Annotated in this window: 22 protein-coding genes; 15 read left to right on the forward strand and 7 right to left on the reverse strand. The window is 69.9% G+C overall.

All coding sequences use genetic code 11. The features are described 5' to 3' along the window. Positions 1 to 3 precede the first annotated feature (3 nt). Complete coding sequence (locus ACFWZ4_RS00815) at positions 4 to 795, reverse strand: universal stress protein (RefSeq protein WP_439702878.1); 792 nt, start codon at positions 793 to 795, stop codon at positions 4 to 6. Between the two features lie 99 nt (positions 796 to 894). Next, positions 895 to 1,239, reverse strand: coding sequence for an ArsR/SmtB family transcription factor (locus tag ACFWZ4_RS00820; protein WP_439702879.1), 345 nt, complete (start codon positions 1,237 to 1,239; stop codon positions 895 to 897). Positions 1,240 to 1,379: 140 nt separating this feature from the next. On the opposite strand from ACFWZ4_RS00820, the gene ACFWZ4_RS00825 reads away from it, so the two are divergent. From ACFWZ4_RS00825 to ACFWZ4_RS00860, 8 genes are all read left to right on the forward strand, one after another. After that, entirely contained in the window at positions 1,380 to 2,681 is a 1,302-nt protein-coding gene (locus tag ACFWZ4_RS00825; RefSeq protein WP_439702880.1) for an NAD(P)/FAD-dependent oxidoreductase, read from the forward strand. Then, entirely contained in the window at positions 2,678 to 2,884 is a 207-nt protein-coding gene (locus tag ACFWZ4_RS00830; protein WP_439702881.1) for a YgaP family membrane protein, read from the forward strand. The genes ACFWZ4_RS00825 and ACFWZ4_RS00830 overlap by 4 nt, the downstream gene beginning before the upstream one ends. A gap of 31 nt (positions 2,885 to 2,915) precedes the next feature. Beyond that, the gene (locus tag ACFWZ4_RS00835; RefSeq protein WP_439702882.1) at positions 2,916 to 3,290 is read left to right on the forward strand and encodes a DUF302 domain-containing protein; all 375 of its coding nucleotides are present in this window, start codon (positions 2,916 to 2,918) and stop codon (positions 3,288 to 3,290) included. Further along, positions 3,290 to 4,366 carry an efflux RND transporter periplasmic adaptor subunit gene (locus ACFWZ4_RS00840; RefSeq protein ID WP_439702883.1) on the forward strand — a complete coding sequence of 359 codons (1,077 nt, stop codon included), beginning with the start codon at positions 3,290 to 3,292 and terminating at the stop codon, positions 4,364 to 4,366. Before ACFWZ4_RS00835 ends, ACFWZ4_RS00840 begins: the two co-directional genes overlap by 1 nt. Continuing rightward, positions 4,363 to 7,587 carry an efflux RND transporter permease subunit gene (locus ACFWZ4_RS00845; RefSeq protein WP_439702884.1) on the forward strand — a complete coding sequence of 1,075 codons (3,225 nt, stop codon included), beginning with the start codon at positions 4,363 to 4,365 and terminating at the stop codon, positions 7,585 to 7,587. The genes ACFWZ4_RS00840 and ACFWZ4_RS00845 overlap by 4 nt, the downstream gene beginning before the upstream one ends. Next, a complete protein-coding gene (locus ACFWZ4_RS00850; RefSeq protein WP_439702885.1) occupies positions 7,584 to 8,063 on the forward strand; it encodes an OsmC family protein in 480 nt (159 codons plus the stop codon). Before ACFWZ4_RS00845 ends, ACFWZ4_RS00850 begins: the two co-directional genes overlap by 4 nt. Before the next feature lie 92 nt (positions 8,064 to 8,155). Continuing rightward, entirely contained in the window at positions 8,156 to 8,359 is a 204-nt protein-coding gene (locus ACFWZ4_RS00855) for a dodecin family protein (RefSeq protein WP_231325692.1), read from the forward strand. 54 nt (positions 8,360 to 8,413) lie between these two features. Beyond that, positions 8,414 to 9,784 (forward strand): alpha/beta family hydrolase, encoded by a 1,371-nt coding sequence (locus tag ACFWZ4_RS00860; RefSeq protein WP_439702886.1) that lies wholly within the window; start codon positions 8,414 to 8,416, stop codon positions 9,782 to 9,784. Between the two features lie 95 nt (positions 9,785 to 9,879). Here ACFWZ4_RS00860 and ACFWZ4_RS00865 read toward each other — a convergent pair whose 3' ends face one another. Genes ACFWZ4_RS00865 through ACFWZ4_RS00875 form a run of 3 tightly spaced genes read right to left on the reverse strand, consistent with a single transcriptional unit; the run spans position 9,880 to position 12,880 of the window. Next, positions 9,880 to 10,554 carry an ABC transporter ATP-binding protein gene (locus ACFWZ4_RS00865; RefSeq protein ID WP_439702887.1) on the reverse strand — a complete coding sequence of 225 codons (675 nt, stop codon included), beginning with the start codon at positions 10,552 to 10,554 and terminating at the stop codon, positions 9,880 to 9,882. Continuing rightward, the gene (locus tag ACFWZ4_RS00870; RefSeq protein WP_439702888.1) at positions 10,554 to 11,801 is read right to left on the reverse strand and encodes an ABC transporter permease; all 1,248 of its coding nucleotides are present in this window, start codon (positions 11,799 to 11,801) and stop codon (positions 10,554 to 10,556) included. The genes ACFWZ4_RS00865 and ACFWZ4_RS00870 overlap by 1 nt, the downstream gene beginning before the upstream one ends. Beyond that, complete coding sequence (locus tag ACFWZ4_RS00875) at positions 11,798 to 12,880, reverse strand: efflux RND transporter periplasmic adaptor subunit (RefSeq protein WP_439702889.1); 1,083 nt, start codon at positions 12,878 to 12,880, stop codon at positions 11,798 to 11,800. Before ACFWZ4_RS00875 ends, ACFWZ4_RS00870 begins: the two co-directional genes overlap by 4 nt. A 249-nt stretch (positions 12,881 to 13,129) precedes the next feature. On the opposite strand from ACFWZ4_RS00875, the gene ACFWZ4_RS00880 reads away from it, so the two are divergent. Next, entirely contained in the window at positions 13,130 to 13,573 is a 444-nt protein-coding gene (locus tag ACFWZ4_RS00880) for an Hsp20/alpha crystallin family protein (RefSeq protein WP_439702890.1), read from the forward strand. A 172-nt stretch (positions 13,574 to 13,745) separates the two neighbouring features. On the opposite strand, the gene glgP is transcribed toward ACFWZ4_RS00880, so the two are convergent. Beyond that, positions 13,746 to 15,521, reverse strand: a complete 1,776-nt coding sequence (gene glgP / locus ACFWZ4_RS00885) for an alpha-glucan family phosphorylase (protein WP_439702891.1) — start codon at positions 15,519 to 15,521, stop codon at positions 13,746 to 13,748. Further along, the gene (locus ACFWZ4_RS00890; RefSeq protein ID WP_439702892.1) at positions 15,518 to 15,967 is read right to left on the reverse strand and encodes a CBS domain-containing protein; all 450 of its coding nucleotides are present in this window, start codon (positions 15,965 to 15,967) and stop codon (positions 15,518 to 15,520) included. The genes glgP and ACFWZ4_RS00890 overlap by 4 nt, the downstream gene beginning before the upstream one ends. A gap of 370 nt (positions 15,968 to 16,337) precedes the next feature. Between ACFWZ4_RS00890 and ACFWZ4_RS00895 the strand changes: the two genes are divergently transcribed. The 6 genes from ACFWZ4_RS00895 (at position 16,338) to ubiT (ending at position 23,332) form a co-directional block, all read left to right on the forward strand. Continuing rightward, a complete protein-coding gene (locus ACFWZ4_RS00895) occupies positions 16,338 to 17,708 on the forward strand; it encodes a tyrosinase family protein (protein ID WP_439702893.1) in 1,371 nt (456 codons plus the stop codon). 159 nt (positions 17,709 to 17,867) lie between these two features. After that, positions 17,868 to 19,403 (forward strand): copper-containing nitrite reductase, encoded by a 1,536-nt coding sequence (gene nirK, locus ACFWZ4_RS00900; RefSeq protein ID WP_439702894.1) that lies wholly within the window; start codon positions 17,868 to 17,870, stop codon positions 19,401 to 19,403. 214 nt (positions 19,404 to 19,617) lie between these two features. Next, the gene (locus ACFWZ4_RS00905; RefSeq protein WP_439702895.1) at positions 19,618 to 20,811 is read left to right on the forward strand and encodes an alginate export family protein; all 1,194 of its coding nucleotides are present in this window, start codon (positions 19,618 to 19,620) and stop codon (positions 20,809 to 20,811) included. 124 nt (positions 20,812 to 20,935) lie between these two features. Beyond that, on the forward strand, positions 20,936 to 21,181 hold the full coding sequence (locus tag ACFWZ4_RS00910; protein WP_439702896.1) for a DUF2249 domain-containing protein: 246 nt from the start codon (positions 20,936 to 20,938) through the stop codon (positions 21,179 to 21,181). After that, entirely contained in the window at positions 21,162 to 22,406 is a 1,245-nt protein-coding gene (locus ACFWZ4_RS00915; RefSeq protein ID WP_439702897.1) for a hypothetical protein, read from the forward strand. Before ACFWZ4_RS00910 ends, ACFWZ4_RS00915 begins: the two co-directional genes overlap by 20 nt. After that, positions 22,403 to 23,332 carry a ubiquinone anaerobic biosynthesis accessory factor UbiT gene (gene ubiT, locus ACFWZ4_RS00920; protein ID WP_439702898.1) on the forward strand — a complete coding sequence of 310 codons (930 nt, stop codon included), beginning with the start codon at positions 22,403 to 22,405 and terminating at the stop codon, positions 23,330 to 23,332. Before ACFWZ4_RS00915 ends, ubiT begins: the two co-directional genes overlap by 4 nt. Position 23,333: the final 1 nt, after the last annotated feature.

Consider the following 23,333-nt stretch of genomic DNA (forward strand, 5'->3'; position numbering starts at 1 on the left):
ACATCAAGGCGCGAGCAGCAGCGGGACGCGACTGTGGCGCAGCGAATGGCGCGTCGCGCCGCCGAGCAGCCGTTCGCTGGTCCGCCGGCGTCCCCAGGCACCTAGCACCAGCAGGTCGACCCCGAGGCGGCCTGCTTCAGCGTGGATGGCCTCGCCAACGCCGACCCGGGGCTGGAACGGCAACCAGTCGCACGACACCTTCTGACGAGCCAGCCACTCGCGCAGCGGTGCCGCGGTCTTGCCGCCCGGGCCGTGCGTGCCATCCAGCACCGTCACCCGTTGAGCCATCCGCAGCAGCGGCAGCGCCGCACGCGCCGCGCGGGCGGCCGGCGCGCTGCCGTTCCAGGCCAGCAGCACGTGCCCGACCGCCGGCCGCGCGACCCAGTCGTCCGGCACCAGGACGATCGGGCAGCCGCCGTGCACCAGAGTTTCGGCCAGCCGGCGCGAGGCGTCCTGCAGGCTGGCGGGCCAGCCCGGCAGGCGCCCGATGACCAGGTCGGCCAGGCTCGCGCGTTCGGCCACCACCTTGCGATAGACGCCGCAGACCACTTCCCAGCCGCCGTCCACGCCCGCCGCCTTGCAGCGCCCTCGCCACCAGGCTTCGTCGGCCAGCGCATCGCGTTCCTCGGCAGCCAGCAGGCCCGCCGCGTCGGGCAGGGCCATCACCACCGCATCCAGCGGGATAACGCACAGCCCGGTGACCCAGGCATGCCATTGGCGGGCCAGTGAGAACGCGTAATCCAGCAAGGGCGCCTCGCGTTCGGGTTCACCCACGGTAACGATCAGTTCGGTCATCGGCCCGGCTTTCCGCAAACGTGTGCGCAAAGCATGCGCAGCCGGCGCGGTGCTGCTGTTGACCGGGATCAATCCGAACCGTCACCGCGTGCGGCGCGGCTAGCGGCGGCTGGCCTTGCGCCTGGCCGAGGGTGCGCAATAGGCGCCATGGAGGGTTTCGATCACTGCCTGCGCGGGGCCGGGCTCGAGCGCGTAGTGGATCGACTGCGCCTCGCGGCGCGTGCTCACCAGGCCTTCCTCGCGCAACCGCGCCAGGTGCTGCGACAGGGCTGACTGGCTCAGGTCCGGCAGCGCCTTGTGGATCTCGCCCACCGACAGCTCGCCGCCGACCAGCAGGCACAGCACGCGCAGTCGTTGCGGATTCCCCAAGGCCTTGAGCAGGCGTGCGGCTTCGTCGGCGCGCGCGTGCATGGCGGAAAGGTCGAGTGACGGGTCAGCGGACATGATGGCTTGACTTTAGCAGGTCTGAATATTAGCGTTGTCTAACATTAGGCACATCTAATATACGCCGGGATTGATGCCGGTCAAACGGCGCCGGACTGGCAGGGGCGACCCTGCCGCGGCATCCACCAGGAGCGATCGACATGGCCAACATCATCGTTCTGGGCGCGGGGCTGGGCGGCACTGCCGCAGCCTACGAAATCCGCGCCGCGCTCGGCAGGGAGCACACCGTCACGCTGGTCGGCGACGGGCCGCGCTTCAACTTCACCCCGTCCAATCCGTGGCTGGCGCTCGGCTCGCGCAGGCGCGAGGACATCGGCTTCCCCATCGCCGAGCCGATGGCGCACCACGACATCCGCTTCGTCGAGGTACCCGCCGAGAAGGTGCTTGCGGCGGAGAGCCGCGTGCGTCTGCGCGACGGGCAGGTGCTGGACTACGACTACCTGGTGATCGCGACCGGCCCGCGGCTGGCCTTCGACGAGGTGCCCGGTTCGGGCCCGGACGGCCATACGCAGTCGGTCTGCACCGCCGAACACGCGCAGCGCGCCTGGGAGGCCTACCAGGCATTCCTGGATGCACCGGGTCCGGTGGTGGTCGGCGCCGCGCCGGGCGCCAGCTGTTTCGGCCCGGCCTACGAGTTCGCGCTGCTGCTGGATGCCGACCTGCGCAAGCGCAAATTGCGCGAACACGTGCCGATGACCTACGTCACGCCCGAGCCGTACATCGGCCACATGGGCCTGGGCGGCGTGGGCGATTCGAAGGGTTTGCTAGAACACGAGCTGCGCCAGCGCGAGATCCGGTGGATCACGAGCGCGAAGGTGCTCGGCGCCGAGGCGGGCAAGCTGAAGCTGCAGGAGGTCGATGCGAAGGGCACGGCGGTGGGCGAGAGCGAACTACCGTTCGCCTACGCCATGCTGCTGCCGGCCTTCACCGGCGTGGACGCCGTGCGCGGCATCGAAGGCCTCACCAACCCGCGCGGCTTCATCCTGATCGACGAGCACCAGCGCAACCCGCGCTTCCGCAACATCTTCGCCGCCGGCGTGTGCGTGGCGATCCCGCCGGTGGAAGCCACGCCGGTGCCGACCGGCGCGCCCAAGACCGGCTTCATGATCGAGTCGATGGTCACCGCCATCGCGCACAACCTGCGCGAGGAGATCGCCGGGCGCCAGCCCGACGCGCGCGCGACCTGGAACGCGGTGTGCCTGGCCGACATGGGCGACACCGGCGCGGCCTTCGTGGCGTTGCCGCAGATCCCGCCGCGCAACGTCACCTGGGCGAAGCAGGGCAAGTGGGTGCACCTGGCCAAGCTCGCCTTCGAGAAGTACTACCTGCACAAGATCCGCACCGGCAACACCGAGCCGGTCTACGAGAAATACGTGCTCAAGCTGCTCGGCATCGAGCGGCTCAAGCCACCGGTCAGGCATTCGCAAGGAGACCTTCCATGAACATCGATCGCGTCGTGCTCGGCTTTGCCGGAAGCATGGTGCTGCTGTCCGTCACGCTGGGCTGGTGGGTGTCGCCGGCGTGGCTGTGGCTGGCCGTGTTCGTCGGCGCCAACCTGCTGCAGTCCTCGTTCACGGGCTTCTGCCCGCTGGCGATGATCCTCAAGGGGCTCGGGTTCAAGCCCGGCTGCGCCTTTCCCCGCTGACCACTCCATCGAGGCCATTGCCGTGTACTACATGACCGAAACCGCAAAGCCCTTTGCCCAGGCCGTCGAGGACCTGGATGCCGCCGTGCGCCGCCACAACTTCGGCGTGCTGCATGTGCACGACATCGGCGCGACGCTGCGCGGCAAGGGCGTGCCGTTCGAGCGCGAATGCAAGGTGTTCGAGGTGTGCAATCCGCGGCAGGCGGCCAAGGTGATGGAGGCGGACATGCGGCTGAACATGGCGCTGCCTTGCCGCATCTCGGTCTACACCGACGGAGGGCGCACCGTCCTGGGCATGATCGAGCCCGACCACCTGCTGGGCATGTTGTCGGACGACCCCGCATTGCGCCCGATCGCCAACGAGGTCGAAACGCAGATGCGCCAGATGATCGACGAGGCTCGCTGATGCGCCACTCCCGGCCATTGTCCGCGCTGGCGCTCGCCATCGCGCTGCTGGCCGGGTGCCGCAGCGGCGAGGCGCCGACGCACCGCGAGCCATCCGCGCCGGCCGACCTGGCCAGCCGCGTGGTGCGGCTGCAGGAGGCGTCGCGCGAACAGGCATGGGACGGCGTGGTCGAGGCGGTCAACCAGGCCACCGTGTCGGCGCAGACCGCCGGCCGCGTGGTCGAGCTGCCGTACGACGTCAACGACACCGTGCCCGAGGGCGCGGTGATCGTGCGATTCACCGATGTCGAGCAGAAGTCCGCACACAACCGCGCGCAGGCGCAGATCGCCGCCGCGCAGGCTTCCTACGACGAGGCTGAGGCCTCGTACCGGCGCGTCGCGGCCATTGCCGAACGCGGCCTGGTCGCACGACAGCAACTGGACCAGGAGCGTGCGCGGCGCGATGCGGCGCGGGCCGCGTTGCAGGCAGCGCAGGCGCAGATGCGCGAGATCGGCCAGCAGCTCGACTACACCGTGGTGCGCGCGCCCTACGCCGGCATCGTCACGCGCCGCTTCGTGCAGGTCGGTGAATCGGTGCAGCCGGGCCAGCCGCTGATGGCCGGCGTTTCGCTGAAGGACCTGCGCGTCACCGTGCAGGTGCCGCAGAGCGCGGTCGACGCCATCCGCCGGCTCAACCATGCCGAGGTGTTGCTGGCCGATGGTGCGCGCCGCGTGGTTGCCACGAAGCTGACGGTCTTTCCCTATGCCGACCCGGACACGCACACCTTCAGCGTGCGGCTGGAACTGCCCGGCGACGACACCGGCCTGTACCCGGGCATGACCGTCAAGGTCGCTTTCGCGGTCGGGCGCGAGCGCCGGTTGCTGGTGCCGGCATCGGCACTGGTGCAGCGCGGCGAGCTGCAGGGCGTCTACGTGCTGGGGCAGGGCGCGCCGCAGTTGCGCCAGGTGCGGACCGGCGCGCGCTACGGCGACGCGGTCGAGGTGCTGGCCGGCCTGGACGATGGCGAGCGCATCGCGCTCGACCCGGCCGCGGCGGCGCGCTGGATCGGCACGCACCGCACCGAGGCGGCGCCATGAGCGAGCCGACGCTCGGCTTCTCCGGACGCATCGCCCGCGCCTTCCAGGCCTCCCCGCTCACCCCGATCCTGGCGCTGGCCGCGCTGCTGCTGGGCCTCGCCGCGGCGGCGATCACGCCGCGCGAGGAAGAGCCGCAGATCGACGTGACCATGGCCAATGTGATGGTGCCGTTCCCCGGCGCCGACGTGCGCGATGTGGAAAACCTGGTGGCCTTCCCGCTGGAGCAGAAGCTCTCCGAGATCGAGGGCGTCAAGCATGTCTACTCGGTGAGCCAGCCGGGCATGGCTGTGCTGACGGTCGAGTTCCAGGTCGGCGTGCCGCGCCAGAGCGCGATCGTGCGGCTGTACAACCAGGTCTTCGAGAACCAGGACTTCGTGCCGCCCGGGCTGGGCGTCGGCCCGCCGCTGATCCGGCCGATGGGGATCGACGACGTGCCGGTGATGGCGATCACGCTGTGGAGCGATGCGGCGGCGCAAAACCCCACGCGCCTCGCCGAAGTGGCGCACACGCTGGAAACCGACCTGAAGCGCGTGCCCGGCACGCGCGATGTCTACACGCTGGGCGCGCCGACGCGCGCGGTGGTGGTGGAGCTGGATGCCGCGCGGCTGGCCGCCTACGGCATGGCGGTCGGCGACCTTGCCGGTGCACTCAAGGCGGCGAACGTGGTCGCCCAGGCAGGCGACCGGGTGGCCGGCGACCGCGACGTGCCGGTGACGGCCGGTACCTTCCTGGCCAACGCCGGCGACGTGGCCAACCTGGTGATCGGCCTCAAGCACGGCCAGCCGGTGTTCCTCTCCGACGTGGCGCGCATCCATGCCGGCGCCGACCTGCCGAGCCGCTACGTCTGGTTCGGCGCGCCGGTGGGCAAGGGCGGCCCGGCCGGCGATGCGCCGGCAGTCACCCTCGCGGTGGCCAAGAAGCCGGGCGCCAACGCCGCCGACATCACCCGCGCCATCGATGCGCGGCTGGCCGCGCTGCGCAACGTGACGATCCCCGCCGACGTGCACGTCACGGTGACCCGCGACTACGGCCAGACCGCCACCGACAAGGCGAACAAGCTGATCCACAAGCTGATTTTCGCGACCGGCTCGGTGGTATTGCTGGTGCTGTTCGCGCTGGGATGGCGCGAGGCGATCGTGGTCGGCAGCGCGGTGGTCATCACGCTGATGCTCACGCTGTTCGCCTCCTGGGCCATGGGCTTCACGCTCAACCGCGTGTCGCTGTTCGCACTGATCTTCTCGATCGGTATCCTGGTCGACGATGCGATCGTGGTGGTGGAGAACATCCATCGGCACATGGCACTGGGCGGACGCACGCTGCGCGAAGCGATCCCCGAGGCGGTGAGCGAGGTGGGCGGGCCGACCATCCTGGCGACCTTCACGGTGATCGCCGCCTTGCTGCCGATGGCGTTCGTATCAGGGTTGATGGGGCCGTACATGCGGCCGATCCCGATCAACGCCTCGGCCGGCATGCTGCTGTCGCTGGCGGTCGCGCTGGTCGTCACGCCGTGGCTGGCGCTCAAGCTGCTGGGCCACCACAAGCACAGCGGCGAAGGCGGCCACGCGCCGTCCGACAGCCGCCTGCATCGCCTGTTCGGGCGGGTGATGACGCCGTTCATCGCCGGCGAAAAGTCGCGCCGTCGCCGGCGCCTGCTGTTCGCCGCGATGGGCGTGCTGGTGCTGGCCGCGGTCGGGCTGGTGGTGGTCAAGGCGGTGGTCCTGAAGATGCTGCCGTTCGACAACAAGTCCGAGTTCCAGGTGGTGCTGGACATGCCCGAGGGCAGCACGCTGGAGCGCACCAACCGGGTGCTCGGCGAGCTGGCGGCGGCGGTGTCGACGCTGCCCGAGGTGGCGAACTGGCAAGGCTACGCCGGCACCGCCGCGCCGATCACCTTCAACGGGCTGGTGCGCCAGTACTACCTGCGCGGCGGCGCCAACGTCGGCGACCTGCAGGTGAACCTGGTGGACAAGGCGCTGCGCGACCGCCAGAGCCACGCCATCGCGCTGGCCATCCGCCCGACGCTGGCGAAGATCGGCGCCCGCTACGGCGCGTCGGTGAAGATCGTCGAGGTGCCGCCCGGTCCGCCGGTGCTCGCGCCGATCGTGGCCGAGGTTTACGGGCCGGACTACGACACGGTGCGGCGCACGGCAAAGGCGTTGGAGGAACGCTTCAAGGCCAATGCGGACGTGGTCGACGTCGACTCCAGCGTGGAGGACGCCGCGCCGCGCGAGGTGCTGGTGGTCGACCGCGAGCGCGCCGCACGCCTGGGCCTGGACCAGGCCGGCATCGCGCAGGCCCTGCGCACCGCGCTCTCCGGCGAGGATGCCACCTGGCTGATGGACGGCCACGCCCGCTACGCCGTGCCGGTGCGCCTGCGCCTGCCGGCTGGCGACCAGGCTTCACAGGCGCAGTTTCTCGCACTCGAAGTGCGCGCGCAGAACGGCGCGCTGGTGCCGCTGTCCGAAGTGGTGAGCGTGCGCCAGGCCAGCTGGGAGCGGGCGATCTACCACAAGGACCTGCTGCCCTACGCCTACGTCACCGGCGACGATGCCGGCGCCACCGACAGCCCGCTGTACGGCATGTTCGGCCTGGTCGGCGAGCTGCGCGACCACGACGTCGCCGGCGCGCGACTGGGCCAGCACTACATCGCGCAGCCGGAAGACACTTCCGCGCCTTCGGTGAAGTGGGACGGCGAGTGGCAGATCACCTACGAGACTTTCCGCGACATGGGCCTGGCCTACTCGGTGGGCCTGTTGCTGATCTACCTGCTGGTGGTCGGCCAGTTCAGGAGCTACCTGGTGCCACTGATCATCATGGCGCCGATCCCGCTGACCGTGATCGGCGTAATGCCGGGCCATGCACTGGTCGGCGCGCAGTACACCGCCACGTCGATGATCGGCATGATCGCGCTGGCCGGCATCATCGTGCGCAACTCGATCCTCTTGATCGATTTCATCAACCACGCGCTGGCCGCCGGGCGGCCGCTGGGCGAGGCGGTGGTCGAGGCGGCCGCGGTGCGCGCCAAGCCGATCGTGCTCACCGGCGTGGCGGCGATGGTCGGCGGCTTCTTCATCATCGACGACCCGATCTTCCAGGGCCTGGCGGTGTCGCTGATCTTCGGCATCCTGGTGTCCACGGTGCTCACCCTGCTGGTGATCCCGCTGCTTTACTACGCATGGCTGGCGCACCGGGCGCCGCACATCGAAGGAGACGTGACGTGAGCGAGGCGCAGACGGTCGAGGTGAGCCTGACCCAGGTGGGCGACTACGAGTTCAACGTGCGTTTCGACGGCACCGCCATCGCCGACCTGGCCACCGACGAGCCGCCGCCGCTGGGGCAGGGCCACGGTCCCAACCCGTCGCGCCTGCTGGCCACCGCGGTGGCCAACTGCCTGGCGGCGAGCCTGCTGTTCGCGTTGCGCAAGTTCGGCAACGCACCGGCTCCGATCACGGCCAAGGCCCGCGCGACCATCGCGCGCAACGCGGGCGGACGCTGGCGCGTGCCGCGCATCGAGGTCGACCTGCAATTGGCCGACGCGGCCGCCTCGCTCGAGCACCTGGATCGCGTGCTGGCGCAGTTCGAGGACTTCTGCGTGGTCACCGGCAGCGTGCGCCAGGGCATCGAGGTCGACGTCCGCGTGCTCGATCCGGCGGGAACGGCCTTGCCCTTGCGCGCGGCATCCGTGCCGGCGAGTTGATCCCGATCAAAGCCGCCTGCGCCGGTGCGCCTAGGGTGAGCGTGTCCGGCGACCGACCGGTCCGGACTGCCAGCCAATCCGGAGAACACGCCATGAGCGTCGCAAAGGTCATCGAAATCATTTCCGAATCACCCGACAGCGTGGAAGATGCCGTGCGGCAGGGCCTGGAACGGGCGGCCCAGACGCTGGACGGGATCAAGGGCGCCTGGATCAGCGAGACCAAGGTCGTCACCGGGCCCGACGGCAAGATCACGGCCTGGCGCGTGTGCATGCGGGTCAGCTTCGTGATCGGCTGAACGCTGCGAAATCGCAAGTCGCCGCACGTTTCCGTTGCGGCGGGAGTAACCGTCATGAAGGGCTTTCTTCCATCGAGGACCCGGCGCTACGCCGACCGCGGCGATGCCGGCCGCCAATTGGCCACGGCGTTGGACAGTTACCGCGGCCAGCGCCCATTGGTACTGGCCATTCCACGCGGAGGCGTGCCGATCGGGCGCATCGTTGCCGACGCGCTGGACGGCGACCTCGACGTGATGCTGGTGCGCAAGCTCGGTTCGCCCATCAACTGCGAGGTTGCCATCGGCGCCGTCGACGAGCAGGGACGCGTCCAGCTCACGGCCCGCTCCGAGATGGTCGGCGCGGGCATGAACTACGTGCGCGCCGAGGCGGCCCGGCAGCTGGCGGTGATCCGCAAGCGCCGCGCCTGCTACAGCCCGAATGCGCATCCGGCCGATCCGACCGGCCGCGTGGTGATCGTGGTCGATGACGGTCTGGCGACCGGCGCGACCATGCGCGCGGCGCTGCACGCCCTGCGCCAGCATCATCCGGCCGCGCTGGTGGCGGCCGTGCCGGTGGCGGCGCCGGACAGCCTGCAGAGCCTGGAGGACCTGGCCGACGATGTCGTGTGCCTGCACGCGCCGGCGCATTTCCGGGCGGTCGGTGCCTTCTACGAGGACTTCCATCCGGTCGATGACACGGAGGTGATGCGGCTGCTGTCGGCCCCGCCCAGGGCCGCCGCCGGGTTGCCTGTGGCCGAACCGGTCACGTTCGACCTGCCGGATGCGTGCCTGCCCGGCGACCTGGCGATGCCGCCGCATGCGCGCGGCCTGGTGATCTTCGCCCACGGCAGCGGCGCCGACCGTGATAGCCCGCGCGACCGCCGCCTCGCGCAGTTCCTCCAGCAGGCGGGGATGGGCACGTTGCTATTCAACCTGCTGACGCCGGAAGAGGAGCTGTCGCGCGCCGCGGTCTTCGACATCGCGACGCTCGCCTGCCGGCTCGCCTCGGTGGTGGCGAAGGTGCGGGTCGATCCGGCACTCGGCCAGTTGCCGCTGGGATTGTTCGGCGCCGGTACCGGCGCCGCTGCGGCGCTTGTCGTCGCGGCGCAGCGGCCGCGCGACATCGTCGCGGTGGTCCTGCGCAGCGGGCGACCCGACTTGGCCGGAGCGGGCACATTGGCCCGCGTGACCGCACCGACCCTGCTGGTCGTCGCCGGCGAAGACCGCCAGGTGCTCTCGCTCAATCGCGCCGCGCAGCGCCGCATACCCGGCAAGAACGAACTGGCCGTGGTGCCCGGAGCGACCCACCTGTTCAAGGAGCCCGGCACCCTCGAGGCCGCCTCGAAGCTCGCCCGCGACTGGTTCGCCCGCTGGCTGGGCGCCCGCGCCCGCCCACCGCGCCGGAAGCCGACGGGCGGACGGTATACGGATCGCCTGGCCGGCTAGGCGCAGCGAAGCCGGCGCCGCTCTTCGCTGAAGCAGACATGCGAGCCATGGATGCCGCATGGTCCCGGGCGCGCCGCCTCTTTGCCCAACTACCGCTACGACTGGATACGTCCGTCGACGATGCGGATGCGCCGGTCCGCCTGGGCCGCGAAATCCGGATCGTGCGTCACCACCGCCACCGCGCGCCCCTGCTCGTGCGCCAGCGCGAGGATGGTGCGCTGGACGTTGCGGCTGGCCACGCTGTCCAGGTTGCCGGTCGGCTCGTCGGCCAGCACCAGCATCGGGTCGTTGGCCAACGCGCGGGCGATCGCCACGCGCTGGCTCTGGCCGCCGGACAGCTGGCGCGGCACCTTGTCGAACTGCGAGCCCAGGTCCAGTCCGGAAAGCAGGGCGCACGCCCGCTCGCGGATCGTCGCCTCGTCGTAGGCGCCGAGGCGGCGCATCGGCAGCATCACGTTCTCGCAGGCGCTGAACTCGGGCAGCAGGAAGTGCGACTGGAACACGAAGCCGATCGCCTGCAGCCGTGCTTCGGAGCGCTCGGCCTCGCCATAGTCGGCCGTGTCCGCGCCGCCCAGCCAGATGCGTCCCGCACTGGGCAGGTCGAGCAGGCCCATGAGGTAGAGCAGGGAGGATTTGCCCGAACCGGACGGGCCGGAGATCGCCACGCACTCGCCGCCGTCGATGCACAGGCTGGCGTCGTCCACCAGCGTGACCGGCACTTCGCCCTCGAGCCGGCGCGTCACGTGTTCCAGGCGGATCGCCTCGGCCATCAGGTGCCACCGCGCAGCACGTCGACCGGCTCGACCTTGGCCGCGCGCCGCGCCGGCAGGTAGGCCGCGATCATCGCCGCGAGCATGGCCACGCCGCCGGCCAGGACGAACTGGAACAGGCTCCAGTCGATCGCCAGGTAGTTGACGTCGGTGCTGCCGGGGACGCGGAAGTGGATGCGCATCAGCCCGGCCATCAGCCCGCAGCCCAGCCCGATGCCGAACACGTTGCCGACCGCGCCGATCAGCGCGCCCTGGGCGAGGAACATGCCCTCGATGTCGCGCGCCTGGAAACCCATCGCGCGCAGGATGGCGATGTCGCGCTGCTTCTCCAGCACCACGGTGGAGATGACGTTGTAGATGCCGAACGCGGCCACCACCAGCACCGCGCCGACCACCGCGTACATGATCACGCTGCGGATCGCCAGCGCGCTCATCAGGTCCTCGGAGCGCTCCTGCCAGGACACCGTCTTGTAGCGCACGCGCGCCTCGATACGTGCCGCCTCGGTGCGCGCCGCGTTGGGATCGGCCAGCCGGATCACGATGGTGTTGATGCGGTTGGGCCGGTCGAGCATCGACTGCACGCGCTTGAGCGCGACGAAGGCCTGCCCGGCGTCGAAGTCCGATCGCCCGGTGTGGAACAGGCCGATGATCTTGAACGTGCGCACCTGGCCGGTGGTGCTGGCCACGCGCAGGTTGTTGCCCATGGCCAGGCTCATCCGCCGCGCCAGTTCGTCACCGATGACGATGCCGTTGGGATTGGCCTCCAGTTCGTCCAGCGAGCCCTGCACCATGTAGCGGCGGATGGTGGAAACCTGCGCGTACTCGCTGGCGACGATGCCGTACAGGCCGATCGCGCGGTCCTTGCCGGCAAAGCTCGCCAGCGCCTGGCCGCTCAGCACCGCCGATGCGCGCAGGCCCGGCGTGCGCCGCAGGAAATCCAGGATCTGCGGATAGCCGCGGATGCCACGCGTCTCGGTCTGCGGGACCAGGTGATGCAGCTGCACGGCAGCGTCCGGGAACAGCTGGCTCACCGGCTGCAGGGTCGGGTTGCGGTATTCGTCCTCGATGGTGATGTGCGGCGCGTTGTCCACCAGGCGGTGGATGATGTCCTGCTCCGAGCCGCGCATCATCGCGGAGATCGACAGGAAGAAGGACACGCCCAGCACCACCCCCAGCAGCGAGACGATGCTTTGCCGCCTGCGTGCGAGCAGGTGGCGTGCGGCAACGTCCACGAGCAAGCGGATCATCGGCCGGCTCCGTTATCCACCGCACGCACCTTCGCGTTGGCGCGAAAGTCTTCCGCCGGCGTCGCGACGACTGCCTCGTCGCCGGACAAGCCCGACGTGATCTCGACCTGACGCTCGCCGCGGATCCCGATGCCGACCCGCCGCGGCTGCAGCCGTCCATCGCGCACGACCCACACCTGGTCGCCGGCCAGCGCGCCATCGGGCAGCAGCAGCGCGCGCTCGTGGCGGCGCACGATGATGTTGACCTCCGCGGTCATGCCCACCTGCAACGGCGTGCGGCCCACGAACGCGATCCGCACACGGTAGCTGCGGCCGGTCGGATCGCCCTTGGGCGTGATGCCGTGCACCCGGCCCTGGAACACCTGGCCGGGTAAGGCGTCGGCGCGGATCAGCACCGCCTGCCCGGATGCCACCCGCGCGATGTCTTCCTCGTCGACGTCGGCGGTCACCCGCGGCGGCGAATCGACGGCCAGCCAGAACACCGTGCTCCCCGGCGTCATCAACTGGCCGATCTCGCCGTCGCGACGGATCACCATGCCCGCCGTCGGCGCCAGCAACCGGGCGTACCGCAACTCGGCGGCAGCGCGGCCGGCGGCCGATCGCGCCGACAGCCAGTCCGAATGCGCCTTGTCGTACTGCGTGCGCGCGATGACGCCGCGCGGGAGCAGGGCGGCGTAGCGGCGGTACTCGGCGTGCGCGAAGGCTTCCTGCGAACGCAGCTGGGCGAGGTTGCTGGCCAGGTCCGTGTCCTCGAGCCTGGCCAGTTGCTGGCCGGCGCGCACGCGGTCGCCCTCGTCGACGTCCAGTTCTGCCAGCCGTGCGGTGATGCGCGCGGCGATCGGCAGCATGATGGTCGGCTCCACCGTGCCGGTCGCGTAGACCGCCTCGATCGCCGTGCCGCGGTGCGCATGCACCACGTCCACCCGCGGGGGAAGCATCCGCCAGGTCGCGACCGCGATGATCGCGAGGACGAGCGCGACACTGACGACCCATGCAAGCACATGGCGGTGTCGCGCCGGGCGCGGCGACACGGCGCGGACGGCCGCTGCCGGTGGGGCATGGGGTGCATCGTTTGGCATGCGGCAGGCTCCGGCGAACCGGTGCGGGGGCCCTTCCGAGCGCACCGAACCGTTCGCTGCGGAGCATAGGTCTGCGCCGTCCCGCGACTTTGATGCACGTCAACGGCACGGCCGCGCGCCGCTCGACCGTGCATGAGGCGTCCGGGGTTTGACGTCGATCAATTCCCCTCCGGCGGCGCGGCGTAGCGTCGACGCTGGCCCCGGGGGCGCACCTTCGGGCTTCCCCAAATCGATCGGAGACTTGCCATCATGACCATGCTTACCCGCTGGAATCCGTTGAAGCCGCTGTCGCGGACCGAACCGAACGACTTCGACGACCTGTTCCGCAACTTCGGGCTGCGCGCCATGTTCAGGGACCTGGAAGTGGCGCCGGAAATCCGGGTCGATGTCAGCGAGAACGACGAAGCCTACGACATTCAGGCGGACGTTCCGGGCGTGCGCAAGGAAGACATCGACATCACCATCGACGGCAACCAGGTGTCGATCACCGCCGAAGCCAAGCGCGAGTCGGAGAAGAAGAACGGCCACCGAGAGGTGTGTACCGAACGCTACTACGGCCAGGTCTTCCGCTCGTTCAGCCTGCCGACCGACGTCGATGACGCCAAGGCGCAGGCCCGTTACGAGAACGGCGTGCTGAGCCTGCACTTGCCCAAGAAGGGGAACGGCCAGCAGCGCCGCATCAAGGTCGGCTGAAGTCGATCGCACGCGCCGCCAATGCGATCGCTTGCAGGAGCGCACCCATGCGAGACCGCCCGGAGCGCCAGGCCTTTCGCGCATCGGATGCGTTCCTGCCCCCTCGCGTGCCAGCACGCGCATGAGCCCGGAAGGGACGATATGTCCATCGCTCCCGAGTGGTGCAGGCCCGTCAGCGCATCGTTCCGCGCAGCGCCGATCCGCGGTGCTGCAGGTAGGCCTCGGCGGCATAGCGGCGCATCATCCGGTGCGCGTTGAAGTAACTGGCGAGCTTGGCCACCGATTGCTTCATCATCGCGACCCAGCCGGCGCGGTCGCGGTGGTAGAGCGGCAGCACGAGCTGCTCCAGGCAGTCGTAGAGCTTTCCGCTCGCGCTCGCGTCGTCGTGCGCCTCGCCCAGCGACCAGCCGGTGACGCCGTCGATGCAACCCTCGATCCACCAGCCGTCCAACACGCTGAGATTGAGCACGCCATTGGCCGCGGCCTTCATGCCGCTGGTGCCCGACGCCTCCAGCGGCGGCAGCGGCGTGTTGAGCCAGATGTCGCACCCTGCCACCAGCGCCCTTGCCGCGGCAAGGTCGTAGTCGGGCAGGAACACCAGCCGGATCTGCGGCGCCAGTTCGCGTGCCAGCGCATGAAGCCGGCGCACCAGCGCCTTGCCAGCCGCGTCGCGCGGATGCGCCTTGCCCGCCACGATCACCTGGAAGGGCGATGCCGCGTGGATAGCGCGCAGCCGTCCCAGGTCGGTGAACAGCAATGCCGGCCGCTTGTAGGCGGTCATGCGGCGCGCGAAGCCCAGGATCGGCCACCGGGTATCCAGCGTCACGCCGGTGCGGTCGGCCAGGAAGGCGATCAGGTCGGCGCGCGCCCGTTCGTGGGCCTGCCATACGTCGGCGTCGGGCAACTGGTCGAACCGTGCCAGCGTCTCCGGATCGTGGACCCAGGAGCCGGAGCAGCGGTGGTAAAGCGCGGCGAACGCCGGATGCACCCAGTCCGGCAGATACACCCCATTTGTCACCGCGTGAACTTCATACCCCGGGAACATGCGCGTGGTCACCTCGGCATGGCGCACCGCGACGCCGTTGATGAAGCCGGCCAGGTTGAGCGCGAGCTGGGTGAGGTTGAGTACGGCGGTACCGGCCAGCAGGCCTACCTGCGCGCTTTGGAGGTAGCCCGGCAGCAGGCGTTCGTACAGCGCGTAAGGGAAACGATCGTGGCCGGCGTCGACCGGCGTGTGCGTGGTGAAGACGCAGGACCTGCGTACCGGACCGGCATCGAAGCGCAGTTCGCCCGGTCCCACCGTGTCCGGCGGCAACGGATTACGGCGCAGCAGTTCCAGGCCGAGCAGCGCGGCGTGCCCTTCGTTGAGGTGATAGGTGGCGATCTCGAAGCCCAGCGCGTGAAGCACGCGCACGCCGGCGATGCCGAGCACGATCTCCTGCTTGAGCCGGTACGTCGCATCGCCGCCGTAGAGCGCATCGGTGATGCAGCGGTCTTCAGGTGCGTTCTCCGGCAGGTCGGTGTCGAGCAGCAGCACCGGTAGCGCGTGGCCGAGGCGGCCCTGCAACCGGTACAGCCATGGCCTCACCCATACCTCCCGGCATTCGATCAGCACGGCGACCTTGGCGCGCAGCGGGCGGGCGAAGGCCTCCGGCGTCCATGGATCGGCCGACTCCAGCTGGTTGCCCTGCGCATCGAACGACTGGCGCAGGTACCCCTGGCGCGAGGCCAGGGTGACAAACACCATCGGCAGTTCAAGGTCGGCCGCCGCCCGGGCGGTGTCGCCTGCGAGCACGCCGAGGCCGCCGGCGTACGTGTGCATGCCGGGCTCCAGCGCGATCTCCATCGAGAAGTAGGCGATGTGGGTGCGCGGCAAGTAGGAACCGATGGCGGCGACGGCCACGGACGCCTTGGCCGCGCCGGCCGCGCCGGGCACGTCAGGGCTCACGGACGCGCTTCCATCTCGCGCACCTGGCCGCGGGTCAACGCCCGGCTCATCGTTTCCAGGCAGGTGCCCAGCGCGCCGTAGATGTCGTCCAGGCTGAGCAGCCCGCACAGGCCACCCTTGGCGTTGAGCACCGGCAGGCGCCGGACGCCGTAGGTGCGCATGCGCGCCACCACGTCGAGCAGATGCTCATCCTGCGAACAGGTGACCGGCTCGCGGCTCATCACATCGTCGACGCGCAACTGACGGCAGGGCGCTTCGGTGGCGACCACTTCCAGCACGATGTCGCGATCGGTCAGCATGCCGACCGGGATGCGTTCGCCGTTGGGTTGCTCCACCACCACCAGCGCGCCCACGTGCCGCGTGCGCATCAACCGCGCCGCATCCACCACGGTCGCGGCCGGGCCGATCGAAACCACCTCGTGCGTGCATATCTCGTGGACCTGCATGGCGGGCTCCCGTGGCTTCCGTGAAGCGTGTGACGGCGCGCTGCCGGGACACTTGATCTCGGTCAACCGGCGCCCGCACGGCACGACCGCATGAGCCGCTCGCTCCGCGGCATGGTCTGCTGCAAGCGCAGGCGATCAAGCGCGGCCCGCCAGCGCCCCATCGCATCGCGCCGCTAGGCCGTCGCTCCAGCCCGCTTGCCGCCGTCGAGTCCCTTCAGCACGCCGGGTCACGCGCCTTCCGATGGATTGACGTGCGTCAACGCCGGGTGTCGCCACCGCCCTAGCTTTCCGTTGCGCGCCGATGCGCGCGGCTAGACCGAGGGCTGCGGTGACGCTGCGCCGCCAGCCACGCACCGAAATGGAGGACACCATGATCAACCGGAGACAATTCCTGCAGGCGTCGGCATCACTGGCACTGGTCCCCATGCTCCCTCGCGGGGTCATGGCGGCGACCAGCTTGCGCACGCGGCCATCGTGGCCGCAGTTCCGCGACGGTCCGCTATACCAGGCCTTTCTCGACGCGGTCGCCAAGATGCGCGCCAACCTGGACTCCACGAGACCGGGCAGCTGGGCCTACTGGACCAACGTGCACGGCACTTTCTGCCCGCACGGCAAACCCTATTTCCTTGCCTGGCATCGCGGCTTCCTCGCTCGCTTCGAGGCGCAGCTGCGCAAGGCCTCGGGCAACAGTGCGCTGGTGCTGCCCTACTGGAACTACTACGAGTATCCGGTCATGCCCGCCGAATTCCAGGACTCGAGCTCGCCGCTCTACCTGCGCAACCGCACCGGCACCGACGTTTCCGGCGCATGCACCCTGGGCGCCTTCGATCCCAGCCTGACCTACTTCCAGCAGGGCAAACCCTACGCCTTCGAGCCGGCGGTGGAGACCGCGCCCCACAACGGCGTGCACAACCTGATCGGCGGGACCATGGACAACATCGCCGTGTCACCGCGCGATCCGATCTTCTGGGTCCACCACGCGAACATCGACCGCCTGTGGGAGGCCTGGGTGCTGGCCGGCGACGGACGGCACATGCCCGCCAAGACGGCCAGCTACTGGTCCGGATCGTTCTCGTATGGCGCCGCGGTGTCGGGCATGAAGCGGGTCGACACCTACGCGCCGAGCATCCTGGGCTATGGCTACGACGATACGACTCTCCCGGCGGCTCAGCCGACCGCATACGCCGCGCCGCTGCCCTCGATCCAGGACGCCTTTGCCTCGCCGCTGCCGGTGCAGGGCGCGTCGCTGGGTGGCGTGGGCGGGCTGGCGCTGGGGCAACAGTCCACGCGCGTGCGGATTCCGTTGACCACGGACGGGCGCAACCGCGTGCGCAGCCTCGCCACGGCGCAAGGGCAGGGTGCGGCGTCGCCCGGCAAGGCACTGCGCATCGTGCTCGATGGCGTCGCCCTTACCGGTGCGGGTGCGCAGGGTGGCTATTTCTACAAGATCCTGTTGAACCTGCCGGCCGAAGGCCTGGCACAACCGGAACAAACCTACCTGGTCGGTACGTTGGGCCCCTTCGAAGTCAGCGTTGCACGCCACGCACGGATGATGGCCGGCGGCGGCATGGCCGCCATGCACGCGCCGGTGAGGATCGTGCTCCCGGCCCAGGACGTGCTCGCACGGATCTGGCCCGCGCCGCTGGACGCACTGACGCTCAGCTTCGTGCGCGTCGATGCGGCCGGCGCGCCAACGGGCGATGCGATGGTGATCGACCGCCTCTGGGTGGAAGCCGACTGAGCCTTCCGGTCGAGTCCCGCCGGGACGCACGCGCCCCGGCGGGCGCGGTCGGTGTGGCAGGCTGACGCAGCCGCTCGTTTCCTGTGGCGCGCCTGACGCAAGTCAAGCGCGGGTAAAGGCCCAAACCTACGCTGGCGCCGACACCACAGGAGACACCCCATGTCACGAATGCTGTCCACCGTGCTCGCGGCCGCCAGCATGCTGGCCCTCGCCGCCTGCTCCGGAAAGCAGGCCGCCGACGCGGCCCTGTCCGCCAGTCCCGCCGCCTATGCGGCGCCCGCGCCGCTGCCGGCACCGACCGACTTCGGTCCGCCGCAGGGCGAGCCGATCCACGCGGTGCTGACCAGCCCGCCGCACGTGCCGCCGCCGATCCACCGCAACTATCCGGCCAAGGTGATCGTCGAGCTGGAAGTGATCGAGAAGGAGATGCCGATCTCCGAGGGCGTCACCTACACCTACTGGACCTTCGGCGGCACCGTCCCGGGCAGCTTCATCCGCGTGCGCCAGGGCGACACGGTCGAGTTCCACCTGAAGAATTCGCCGACCAGCAAGATGCCGCACAACATCGACCTGCACGGCGTGACCGGTCCGGGCGGCGGCGCGGCTTCGAGCTTCACCGCGCCGGGGCACGAGTCGCAGTTCACCTTCAAGGCGCTCAACGCCGGCATCTACGTCTACCACTGCGCCACCGCGCCGGTGGGCATGCACATCGCCAACGGCATGTACGGCCTGATCCTGGTCGAGCCGCCGGAAGGCCTGCCCAAGGTCGACCACGAGTACTACGTGATGCAGGGCGATTTCTATACGACGGGCAAGTACCGCGAGAAGGGCCACCAGCCCTTCGACATGGACAAGGCGATCGACGAGCGCCCGACCTACGTGCTGTTCAACGGCCACGAAGGCGCGCTCACTGGCGACAAGGCGCTCACCGCGAAGGTCGGCGAATCGGTGCGCCTGTTCGTGGGCAACGGCGGCCCCAACCTGGTCTCCAGCTTCCACGTGATCGGCGAGATCTTCGACCGCGTGCAGCAGGAGGGCGGCCTGCATCCGCAGGAGAACGTGCAGACCACGCTGATCCCCTCCGGCGGCGCGGCCATCGTCGAGTTCCACACCGACGTGCCGGGCAGCTACGTGCTGGTCGATCACTCGATCTTCCGCGCGTTCAACAAGGGCGCGCTGGGCATCCTGAAAGTGGACGGCCCGGAGAACAAGGCGATTTACTCGGGCAAGGAAGTCGACTCGGTGTACCTGGGCGATCGCGCCGAACCGAACCTGCATGCGGTGAGCACCGCGGCCAAGGCCAACGCCGCCGGCACGCTGAGCAAGGCCGACCAGGTCGCCGCCGGCAAGCAGCTGTTCACCGGCACCTGCTCGGTCTGCCACCAGGCCAACGGCGAAGGCCTGCCGGGCGTGTTCCCGCCGCTGGCCAAGTCGGACCTCGTGGCGAAGCTGGTGAAGGAAGACAAGGACAAGCTGATCGCGATCCCGCTGCACGGTCTGACCGGCAAGGTCACGGTCAACGGCAAGGAATACGACTCGGTGATGCCGCCGATGACGCAACTGACCGACGACGAGGTCGCCAACCTGCTCACCTACGTGCTCAACAGCTGGGACAACCCGGGCGGGCAGGTGACCAAGGAAGAGGTGGCCAAGGTTCGCGCGCAGCCGGCCCCGGCGCCGGCCGCGGAGCACTGAACGGCACATCGCGTCGCACGATCCGGCCGGCGGCAGCCAACCTGCCGTCGGCCTGTTTTCGAGGTGGGCCGGTGGCCCGCCTCTTTTTTTTCGTATCAAACGGACGGCTGGACGTCCGCGGCGGGTTGACGCACCGTCCCGGCCGCTTGACGCGCGTCAACCTGCCTCTCGTTCGCGCTCCGGACACTGCGCGCATTCCCCAAGGAGCAACACCATGCATACGCGCCTCGCCACTGCCTGCCTGCTGGCCCTCGCCAGCGCCCCGGCCTGGCCCGCCGATACGCCCGCCCCGCTGCAACTGGAATGGGATGCGCGTGTCCGGCACGAGCAGGTCGACAACGACGCGTTCGCGCGCGACGCCCGCGCGGACACCCTGCGCCTGCGGTTGGGCCTGCGTGCCCAGTTTGCCTCCGGTTTCAGCGGTTACCTCGAAGGTGCCGGCGTGGCCGCCGCCGGCGGGCGATACAACAGCGGTGCCAACGGTCACACGCAATATCCGGGCATCACCGATCCGAAAGGCAGTGAGCTCAACCAGGTCTATCTCGCCTGGCAGGGCGGCACCTTCGGCGCCATCGCCGGTCGCCAGCGCCTGCTGTTCGACAACCAGCGCTGGATCGGCAACGTGGGCTGGCGCCAGCACGAGCAGACCTTCGATGCCGTGGCCCTGCAGTGGCAGCCCGCCCCCGATTGGACTGTGCGCTACGCCTGGCTCGATCGCGTGCATCGCGTGGCCGGGCGCGATGCGCTCCTGCCTGTGGCGCGCGAGCGCCAGCTCGATACGCATCTGCTCAACGCCGCCTTCAAACGCGGCATGCAGCAGTGGACCGGTTACGCGTACCTGCACGAGGACCGTGACGTCGCCACCGCGTCCAGCGCCACCTACGGCGCGCGCTGGATGGGCAAGCCCACCGCGGACGGCTTCGGCTGGACGCTGGAAGCGGCGCATCAAGCCGACTACGCCAACAATCCCGACCGCTTCTCGCACGCCTACTGGCTGGCCGAACCGGCGTGGACGCTGCACGGCATCACCGGCAAGCTCGGGTGGGAACACCTGGGCGGCAACGGTCATCACGCGCTGCAGACACCGCTGGCCACGCTGCACGCCTTCAACGGCTGGGATGACCAGTTCGCCGTGACGCCCCCGGGTGGGCTGGAAGATCGCTACGCCGCGGTCAACGGCGGCTTTGGTGTACAGGCACGGTTCGGCTGGGTGCTCGCATGGCACGACTATCGCGCCGACCGCGGTGGCCGCTACGGCAGCGAGTGGGATGGCTCGCTGGGCTATGCGTTCAGCCCGGCGGTGAGTGGGTTGCTCAAGCTCGCCCGCTATCAAGCCGACGGCTTCGGCCGCGACGACACCAAGCTGTGGCTGCAGGTGGAATGGAAGGGCGTGCAGGCGTTGCGGTGAGGCGATTCGCCCAAAGGCTCAGGCGCTGGATCCCTCTCCCCCGAAGGGAGAGGGAGTCCAAAAGCGCCGCACGGTTGACCTGCATCAGCGCACCGGATGTCCCATAAGCGCTCCAATCGCGGGCATGACCCCACCCATCGAACTTGACCTGCGCCACCTCCCGGCGCCGCAGCCCATGCTGCGCGCGCTCGAGGCCGCCGAGACCCTGGCACCTGGCGAACGGCTCATCGTTGTCGCCCCGATGCTCCCGCGCCCGTTGCTGATGGAGCTGGCCCAGCTCGGCTTCGAGGCCGAGCCGGGCGAGCCGCAAGCCGACGGCAGCGTGCGCGTGCAGATCCGCCGCCCGGACGATGCCGAAGCTGCGGCTTGACCAGGCGCCGCCGGCCACGCTGCCGCTGCGCTTCCTGCTCGCCATGCCATGCTGGGGCGTGGTCGGCGCCGCGCTGCTGCTGGTCGATGGCGATGCCGCGCTGCTGAGCCGCTGGCACCCGGCCACGCTGGCGTTGGTGCACGTGTGGACGCTGGGCGTGCTCGGCAACGCGATGCTCGGCAGCCTGCTGCAGTTCCTGCCTGCCGCCGTTGGTGCCCACCTGCGTGGCTGGCGGGGCGTGCCGGCGCTGCATGCAGCGTTCAACCTCGGTGCGCTGCTGCTGGTGGCCGGGCTCTACACGCAGGCGCGCTGGCCGCTGTGGATCGCTGGCGTGGTGTTGCCGGCGAGTTTCCTCTGGCTGGGTGCGATGACGGTTCCCGGCCTTGTGACCGCCGCCGGTGAGCGATTGCTGCGTTCGGGCATCGGCCTGGCGCTCGGCTTCGGCATGCTCGCCGCGCTGGTGGGTGGCGGGCTGGCCCTGTTGCTGGCCCGACGCATCGCGTGGCCGCCTGTGGCGGTGGACGTGCACGCAGGCCTCGGCGTCCTGGGCTGGATGGTGCTGTTGCTGGCGACCGTGGCGCGGGTGGTCATGCCGATGTTCCAGGGCACCGGCAGCGTGCCGCCACGCATCCAGGCGGCATGGCTCGCGGTCGTCGTGATCGCGTTGCTCACGACGGCGGCGGTGCATCTGCGCTTTTCAGGCGATCGCACGCTTGCCCTTGCAGTGGCCGGCGGCGCTGCGAGCTTCGCGCTCGCAGCGCTCTGGCTGCAGCGACGCGTGCCGCCTGCACGCCATAACGCGCTCTTCCTGCACTGGCGCGCCGGACTACTTGCGCTCTTCGTCGCCGCGCTGGCGCTCGCCGGGGGGCAGGGAATGGTCGCCGGCGTCCTTGCGCTGGGCGTCGGCCTGCCATTGCTGGTCGGCGGCATGACGCTGGAGATCGTCCCGTTTGTCGACTGGATCGTGCTGCGCCGACGCGTGCCGCGTGGCGTGCAGTTGCCGGGCGTGCAGCGCCTGTTGCCCGATGCATCCAGGCGCCGCGCGTTGATCGCGCACACCGTCGCTGCGCCATTGCTGGTGGCGGCCACGCTATGGCCGACGCCATGGCTCGCGCGGCTGGCCGCCTTGGGACAACTGGTCGCCTGGAGCGTCCACGGCCACACGCTGGCGAGCGCGCTGCTTGCCGGCCGCGCTTTCCTTCGCCGCGCCGGGCAACTTGCATGAGCCGCGGCCGCCAGGACGCACGCAGTGTGGGCTTGTGCGCATCTGTGATCCGCGGCGCGCTGGACGCCGGACCGCGGCCCGCCCGATGGGAAGCCATCCCGCCGCGTTTTGCCCTGGCGCGTACCCGCGCGGCCATCGATGCAGTGGACGATGGTTTGCTCGTGCTGCTCGCGATGCGTCGTCGGCTGGTCGACGTGGTGGCGCGGCTCAAGCCACGTGCGGGCATGCCACCGCGCGATCCGCAACGTGAGCATGCCGTCCGCCAGCGCGCGCAGGCGATGGCCCGACGCCTGGGCGTCCCGTCGGCCACCGCGACGCGGCTGCTCGAGCTGGCCATCAGCGATGCCTGCAAGCAGCAGGGCCTGGCGGTTGACCTGGATCAGAGCGAGCCCGACGGTCCGCCGGTCATCCTCGCCGACATGAACCTCGACCCTGCCCGCGCCGCGCCGATGCTGCGCCTGCTGCCGCCGCCGCGACACCTCGCCCCCTTGTTCCGCGTGGTCCCGGCGCGCTGGCAGCACGCACTGCTCGAACGCGCCATGGCGCGCGTGCTTGCCGCGCCGCTGGCCGAACATGCTCTCGATTTCATGGACGGCCGCCGACTCGGCATCGAAGTCACCGATCTCGGGTTGCGCTGGGTGCTGACCCTGCGCGAGGGCCGGCTCGTAGTCATCGACGACGCACCCGAGGCCAGCGTGCGCGGCAGCGCCACCGACCTGCTGTTGCTCGCCAGCCGTCTGGAAGATGCCGACACACTGTTCTTCCAGCGCACGCTGGTACTCACCGGCGACACCGAGCTGGGGCTGACCGCGCGCAACCTGCTCGATCGCCTGCCGTGGGAATCGGTGCAGCTGGGCCTGCGCATCGCACTCAACCGCGGCGCCCGCCTGGCACGCGCCGCGCGCGACGCGCATCGCCACGCCTGAC

Source organism: Frateuria sp. GZRe12, assembly GCF_051900535.1.
GTDB lineage: Bacteria > Pseudomonadota > Gammaproteobacteria > Xanthomonadales > Rhodanobacteraceae > Frateuria_A.

Coding starts and splice junctions, on each gene's coding strand:
- ACFWZ4_RS00815 (WP_439702878.1), bottom strand. CDS start 795: ATGACCGAACTGATCGTTACCGTGGGTGAACCCGAACGCGAGGCGCCC.
- ACFWZ4_RS00820 (WP_439702879.1), bottom strand. CDS start 1,239: ATGTCCGCTGACCCGTCACTCGACCTTTCCGCCATGCACGCGCGCGCC.
- ACFWZ4_RS00825 (WP_439702880.1), top strand. CDS start 1,380: ATGGCCAACATCATCGTTCTGGGCGCGGGGCTGGGCGGCACTGCCGCA.
- ACFWZ4_RS00830 (WP_439702881.1), top strand. CDS start 2,678: ATGAACATCGATCGCGTCGTGCTCGGCTTTGCCGGAAGCATGGTGCTG.
- ACFWZ4_RS00835 (WP_439702882.1), top strand. CDS start 2,916: ATGACCGAAACCGCAAAGCCCTTTGCCCAGGCCGTCGAGGACCTGGAT.
- ACFWZ4_RS00840 (WP_439702883.1), top strand. CDS start 3,290: ATGCGCCACTCCCGGCCATTGTCCGCGCTGGCGCTCGCCATCGCGCTG.
- ACFWZ4_RS00845 (WP_439702884.1), top strand. CDS start 4,363: ATGAGCGAGCCGACGCTCGGCTTCTCCGGACGCATCGCCCGCGCCTTC.
- ACFWZ4_RS00855 (WP_231325692.1), top strand. CDS start 8,156: ATGAGCGTCGCAAAGGTCATCGAAATCATTTCCGAATCACCCGACAGC.
- ACFWZ4_RS00860 (WP_439702886.1), top strand. CDS start 8,414: ATGAAGGGCTTTCTTCCATCGAGGACCCGGCGCTACGCCGACCGCGGC.
- ACFWZ4_RS00865 (WP_439702887.1), bottom strand. CDS start 10,554: ATGGCCGAGGCGATCCGCCTGGAACACGTGACGCGCCGGCTCGAGGGC.
- ACFWZ4_RS00870 (WP_439702888.1), bottom strand. CDS start 11,801: ATGATCCGCTTGCTCGTGGACGTTGCCGCACGCCACCTGCTCGCACGC.
- ACFWZ4_RS00875 (WP_439702889.1), bottom strand. CDS start 12,880: ATGCCAAACGATGCACCCCATGCCCCACCGGCAGCGGCCGTCCGCGCC.
- ACFWZ4_RS00880 (WP_439702890.1), top strand. CDS start 13,130: ATGACCATGCTTACCCGCTGGAATCCGTTGAAGCCGCTGTCGCGGACC.
- ACFWZ4_RS00890 (WP_439702892.1), bottom strand. CDS start 15,967: ATGCAGGTCCACGAGATATGCACGCACGAGGTGGTTTCGATCGGCCCG.
- ACFWZ4_RS00895 (WP_439702893.1), top strand. CDS start 16,338: ATGATCAACCGGAGACAATTCCTGCAGGCGTCGGCATCACTGGCACTG.
- nirK (WP_439702894.1), top strand. CDS start 17,868: ATGTCACGAATGCTGTCCACCGTGCTCGCGGCCGCCAGCATGCTGGCC.
- ACFWZ4_RS00905 (WP_439702895.1), top strand. CDS start 19,618: ATGCATACGCGCCTCGCCACTGCCTGCCTGCTGGCCCTCGCCAGCGCC.
- ACFWZ4_RS00910 (WP_439702896.1), top strand. CDS start 20,936: ATGACCCCACCCATCGAACTTGACCTGCGCCACCTCCCGGCGCCGCAG.
- ACFWZ4_RS00915 (WP_439702897.1), top strand. CDS start 21,162: ATGCCGAAGCTGCGGCTTGACCAGGCGCCGCCGGCCACGCTGCCGCTG.
- ubiT (WP_439702898.1), top strand. CDS start 22,403: ATGAGCCGCGGCCGCCAGGACGCACGCAGTGTGGGCTTGTGCGCATCT.